6 protein-coding genes are annotated in these 5,466 nt (G+C 76.4%); 4 read left to right on the forward strand and 2 right to left on the reverse strand.

Annotated elements, in window-relative coordinates; translation table 11 throughout:
* The coding region (locus K7G60_RS38185; protein WP_225805567.1) for a DUF488 domain-containing protein at window positions 1-373 on the reverse strand (373 nt) is incomplete at its 3' end.
* 120 nt (window positions 374-493) lie between these two features.
* The gene (locus K7G60_RS38190) at window positions 494-1,096 is read right to left on the reverse strand and encodes a TetR/AcrR family transcriptional regulator (protein ID WP_225805568.1); all 603 of its coding nucleotides are present in this window, start codon (window positions 1,094-1,096) and stop codon (window positions 494-496) included.
* Between the two features lie 200 nt (window positions 1,097-1,296).
* Between K7G60_RS38190 and K7G60_RS38195 the strand changes: the two genes are divergently transcribed.
* The 4 genes from K7G60_RS38195 to K7G60_RS38210 all read left to right on the forward strand — a co-directional run.
* Window positions 1,297-2,214, forward strand: coding sequence for a phosphatase PAP2 family protein (locus K7G60_RS38195; protein WP_374115749.1), 918 nt, complete (start codon window positions 1,297-1,299; stop codon window positions 2,212-2,214).
* On the forward strand, window positions 2,211-3,326 hold the full coding sequence (locus tag K7G60_RS38200; protein WP_225805569.1) for a DMT family transporter: 1,116 nt from the start codon (window positions 2,211-2,213) through the stop codon (window positions 3,324-3,326). The genes K7G60_RS38195 and K7G60_RS38200 overlap by 4 nt, the downstream gene beginning before the upstream one ends.
* Before the next feature lie 298 nt (window positions 3,327-3,624).
* Window positions 3,625-4,635 carry an SPFH domain-containing protein gene (locus K7G60_RS38205; RefSeq protein WP_225805570.1) on the forward strand — a complete coding sequence of 337 codons (1,011 nt, stop codon included), beginning with the start codon at window positions 3,625-3,627 and terminating at the stop codon, window positions 4,633-4,635.
* A partial coding sequence (locus K7G60_RS38210) for a hypothetical protein (RefSeq protein ID WP_225805571.1) occupies window positions 4,632-5,466 on the forward strand: 835 nt, incomplete at its 3' end. The genes K7G60_RS38205 and K7G60_RS38210, both read left to right, overlap by 4 nt.

The raw sequence follows: 5,466 nt of genomic DNA on the forward strand, positions 1-5,466 counted from the left end.
CCTGCCGGTCCGCCAGTTCGCGTCGCAGTACGGAGGCGTGGCTCACGGACGGGTCCTTCGCGGCCGTCAGGAGGGTGACCGTCCCGCGGGCGGCGAGCTCCCGGAGCCGGTCGAGCGCCGCGGCGGCCTCCGGGGCGTCGAGTTCGGCCTCGTAACGGCGGCAGAACTCCTCGTACTCGCCCTCGGGGCCGTGGTACCAGCGGCGGAGTCCGGTGGACGGGGTGAGTTCCCTGGGCCACTCGTCGACGTGGGCGTCCGCCTTCTTGAGGCCGCGCGGCCAGAGCCGGTCGACGAGGACGCGCACCCCGTCGTCGGGTGACGGCTCCTCGTAGATCCGGCGGACGCGGACGGCGGGGGTGCTTGCGGCGGCCATGGCTCCAGGGTGCAGGACGGAACCGGGGCCCACCGCTCCCGACGCGCGGCGCGGGAGCGTCTCGTCGTCCGGGGGCGCGGGGCTCCTCGTCCCGGGCGGCGGCGCGCCGGGCGGGCGGTCTCAGCCCTCGGCGCCCAGTGCCGGGAGGAGGACGGCGTCGACGAAGGTGCGCATGGTCGAGGCGTCCGCGAACCGTTCCTCGAAGAGCCGCTCGATGCGGAGCATGCCCATGAAACAGGGGGCGACGAATCCGATCGCCGGGTTGTCCGCGGCGACCTCGCCGCGCTCGACCGCCCGCGCCACGACGGCGTCGATGGCCGCGACCTCGGGGGCGATGACGGTCTCGCGGAGGGCGGCGCGCAGGTCGGGGTGCTGGACGTAGGCCTGGGCGACGGCCTCCATGAGCTCGGCGTCCCGCTCGCGGCGGGAGGCGGCGACCCGGGCGGCCTCGCGCAGGTCGCCGGCGAGGGTGCCGGTGTCGATGCCGGTGAAGACGGTGCAGCGGCGCCGGGCGAGGGCGGCGGTCACGAGCCGGGGTTTGGTGCCCCACTGCCGGTAGAGCGTGGCCTTGCCGCACTTGGTGCGGGCGGCGACGCCCTCCATGGTCACCGAGTCGTAGCCGCCCTCGCGGAGGAGGCGGAGCACGGCGTCGTAGAGCTCCGTCTCGCGCTCCGGCGTGATCTTGCTGCGACGGGCTGCGGCGGTCGCGGCCTCTGTGGACATCGATCCTCCCGGACACCTCTGTCTCTGCACATACGAGAGTAGGGGGCGCACAATCGAGACGCAAACGTATCGAGACGCTTGCGTCTCGCTGAAAACGGATCTAGGCTCACTCCGTTTGCTGACGATTTGACGGATTAGAGGGCCGCGCGATGGCTGTCGGGACAAGCGGGATACGAGGACCACGTCCTGCAGGACCGGGGGTGCTCCCCCCTCCGGGCCCCACCGGGCACGACGGGCACGCCGGGCACGCCGGGCACCAGGAGGACGCGGGCTCCGCTTCCGGACCGGAGTCGGAGCCGGAAGCGGAGCCGGAGCCGGACCTCGGGCGGGCGACCGCGCCCGCCTCCCCGCCCACGCCTCCGTCCGCCCCCGCCCGGCCGCCGCTCCTGCGCGAGCTCCTGCTCGTCACCGCGCTCTTCCTCGTCTACAAGTTCGGCCGACTCTTCGCCAACGGCCACGAGTCCCGCGCCTTCCGGAACGCCGACCGCGTCTGGGACGCCGAGCGAGCGGTCCACCTGCCGGGCGAGGGAACGATCCAGCAACTGCTCCTGCACGGCGAACCGCTGGTCCAGGCGGCGAACACGTACTACGCGGCCGTGCACTTCCCGGCCACCATCGCCTTCCTCGTCTGGCTGTACTGGCGCCGCCCCGCGCACTACCTGTGGTCGCGCCGGGTACTGGCCCTCGTCACCGGCGCCGCGCTCGCGCTGCACCTCCTGGTCCCGCTCGCGCCGCCCCGGATGCTCGCCGCCTCCGGACTCGTCGACACGGCCCGCGTCTACGGCCCCTCCGTCTACGGGGCGACGCCGGAGACGGACTCGATGGCGAACCAGTTCGCGGCCATGCCGTCCCTGCACTTCGGCTGGGCCCTGATGGTCGCGATCGGCCTGATCGCCGCCACCCGGTCCCGCCTGCGGGTGCTCTGGCTGCTGCACCCGCTGCTCACCCTGCTCGTCATCGTCGGCACCGCCAACCACTACTGGTTCGACGCGCTCGCCGCCGCCGCCCTCCTCGGCCTCGCGCTGCTCGCCGTCCGCCCGCCCGGCCGCCCGACGCCACCCCCACCCGTGCCCCGCCCGCTCGGCGCGGAGCCCCTCCCGGTCGGAGCCCTGCGATGAACCCCGCCGCCGGCACCGCGCTCGCGGTGCTCCTCTCCCTCGTCTCCGCCGCCGGGTACGCGCTCGCCGCCGTCGCCCAGTCCCGGCTCGCCGCCGCCTCCCCCGCCGCTCCCGACGGGCGCGGCGCGCTGCGCGCCCTCCTCGCGCGCGGGCAGTGGTGGTGGGCGGTCGGCCTCAACGCGGCCGGAGCCCTCGCCCACGTGGCCGCCCTCCACTACGGGCCGCTGACGCTCGTTCAGCCGCTCGGCGCGCTGACGCTCGTCGCGGCGCTGCCACTGGGCGCGTACTGCGCACGGCGCCGGGTGACCCGCACCGAATGGCGCGGGGCCCTGTGGACCCTGGGCGGGCTCGTCGGGCTCGTCGCCGTGACCGGGCCCACGGCCCCCGGCGAGGCGCTCAGCCTGCGCGAGTCCCTGATCGTCGCCGCGGCGACCGCGCTCCTGATCGCCGCACTGGCCTCCGGACGGCTGTACGGACGCGAGCAGCGCGGGACCGGCGGCCCGGCCGCGCGCGGGCTCGGGCACGCCACGGCCTCCGGGATCGCCTCGGGCGTCGCCTCGGCGCTCACCCAGACGCTGACGGCAGCACTCGCGCTCGAGCTGCCGGGCGCCGAGCCGACCTGGTGGCAGACCGCGCTGCTCGCGGTGCTGATATCCGGCTTCGCCACCGGCGGCCTGCTGCTGTCCCAGACCGCCTACCGGGGCGGCCTCGCCGCGCCGCTGGCCGTCGTCAACCTCTCCAACCCGGCGGCCGCCGCGGTGATCGGCGTGGCCCTGCTCGGCGAGACCTTCCGCGCGGGCGCCTGGGGCTGGCTGGTCGCGGCCGCCACGTCGCTGGTCGCGGCACGGGGCGTGGTCCTGCTGACGAAGGGCGGGGCGGCGACGGCGGAGCCGGCACCGGGGGCCGGGGCGCCGGGCTCCGCGGCGGTGCCGTCGACCTTGTCGGCCTCACCCACTTCGCCGGCCTCGCCGGCCTCGCCGGTCGGGAAAGCGCTGCTCGCGGCCGTACCGGCACCGCCCGTCGCCCCGGAGGCGCGGCCGGGCCAGGCGCCCCGGGCCACCGGCCTGGGCGCACCGGAGGGCGAGCCGGTGCCGGCGCCGGTCGCGGGGTGAGAACGGGCGGACCGAACACGGAGCGAAGGCGGGGCGGGCGGACCTGGCGCGGACCGGGGGCCGGGGCGGCCGGACCGAGCACCGGCCGACGGCTCAGGCAGCCGGGCCGAGCACGGGCCGAGGGCGGGGGCGGGGGCGGCCGGACCGAGGACCGAAGCGACCTGGCCGAGCACGGGCCGAGGGTGGGGCGAGTAGACCCGGCCACCCCTTCGCCGGACGACCGCACCCCACCCGAATACGTCATCTTGACGACAACCCCCTCGCCCCCTATCGTCAATGTGACGACAAGGGGGTTTCCATGGCCGACATCACCCGGCGGGCCGGCTGGCGCCATCTGCGCTCCGCGCCCACCGCCCACATCCGCCACCAGCGCCGCGGCCGGCTCGTCCACGACGGCGAAGGGCTGAGCTTCTGGTTCCGGCCGCTCACCGCCGCCCTCTCCGAGGTGCCGGTGAACGACCGCGAGCTCGCGATGGCCTTCCACGCCCGCACCGCGGACTTCCAGGACGTGAGCGTGCAGTCCACCGTCACGTACCGGATCGGCGACCCGGGCGCCGCGGCCACCAGGCTCGACTTCTCCATAGACCCCGACACGGGAGCGTGGCGCGGCACGCCGCTGGAGCAGATCGCCACCCTCCTCACCGAGACCGCCCAGCAGCACGCCCTCGACGTCCTGGCCCGCACCACGCTCGCCGCCGCGCTCGTCGACGGCGTGGCGGCCGTGCGCGACCGCATCGCGGCCGGACTCGCCGCCGAGCCGCGCCTTCCGGACACCGGCATCGAGGTCGTCGCGGTCCGCGTGGTCGCGATCCGCCCCGAGCCCGAGGTCGAGCGCGCCCTGCGCACGCCCGCGCGCGAGCAGATCCAGCAGGAGGCCGACCGGGCCACGTACGAGCGGCGCGCGGTCGCCGTCGAGCGGGAACGCGCCATCGCCGAGAACGAACTCGCCAGCAAGATCGAGCTCGCCCGGCAGGAGGAGCGGCTCGTCGAGCAGCGCGGCACCAACGCGCGTCGCGAGGCCGAGGAGAACGCGGCCGCCGACGCGGTACGGGCCGAGGCCGAGGCCGCGCGGAAGGTCCGGCTGGCCCGGGCCGAGGCGGAGGCGGCACGGGAGGTCGGCGAGGCGCGCGCCGGAGCGCAGTCCGCGTGGCTGCGGGCGCACGTGGAGGCCGACCCGGCGACCCTGCACGCCCTGGCCGTGACCCGGGCGGCGGAGAACCTGCCGCGCATCGAGCACCTGACGCTCTCCCCGGACGTGCTGACCGGACTGCTCGCCAAGCTGGGCGGCGAGGGCGGGGCACGGCCGTGAGCCTCGCGCCGCGCGCGGTGCTCGTGCACCGGACAACGGAGTACGAGGAGCTGCTCGCCCGGCACGGCACGCACGGGCAGGCCGCGTTCTTCCTCTCCGCGCGCGGCCGTTCCGTCGACGCGGTGCGCGAGCGTCACGAGCGCGCCCGGCGGGCGCTCGCCGAGGTGGCGGGCGCGGTTCCGCTGACGTGGCGCCAGACCCGGGTCGAACGCGCCGATCTGGACCGGTTCCTGTTCGGGCCCGAGGACGTCGTCGTGGTGGTCGGACAGGACGGGCTGGTCGCCAACGCGGCGAAGTACCTGACGGGGCAGCCGGTCATCGGCATCGACGCCGACCCCGGGCGCAACCCCGGCGTCCTGGTCCGGCACCGTCCGGACCGGGCGCGGCGTCTCCTTCCGTACGCGGCGGGGGCCGGGGCGGCGGTCGACGAGCTGACGATGGTCGAGGCCGTCACCGACGACGCGCAGCGGCTCCTCGCGCTGAACGAGATCTACGTCGGCCCGCCCGGCCACCAGACCGCCCGCTACGCGCTCGGACTCGACGGTGCGGACGTCCCGCCCGAGCCCCAGGCCTCCTCGGGCGTCCTGGTCGGCACCGGCACGGGCGCCACGGGCTGGCTCCGCTCGCTGTGGGAGCAGCGCTCCAGCGCGCTCGCCCTGCCCGCGCCGGCGGACGCGCGGCTCGCCTGGTTCGTCCGCGAGGCCTGGCCGTCGCCGACGACCGGCACCACCCGCGTCGAAGGCCTCCTGGAGGCGGGGCGGGGGCTGCGGCCCACCCTCGAGTCGGACCGCCCGGTCGCCTTCGGCGACGGCGTCGCGTCGGGCGCCCCCG

Origin of the sequence: Streptomyces sp. NK15101 (assembly GCF_020400725.1) — a bacterium.
In the GTDB taxonomy this organism is placed as follows: Bacteria; Actinomycetota; Actinomycetes; order Streptomycetales; family Streptomycetaceae; genus Streptomyces.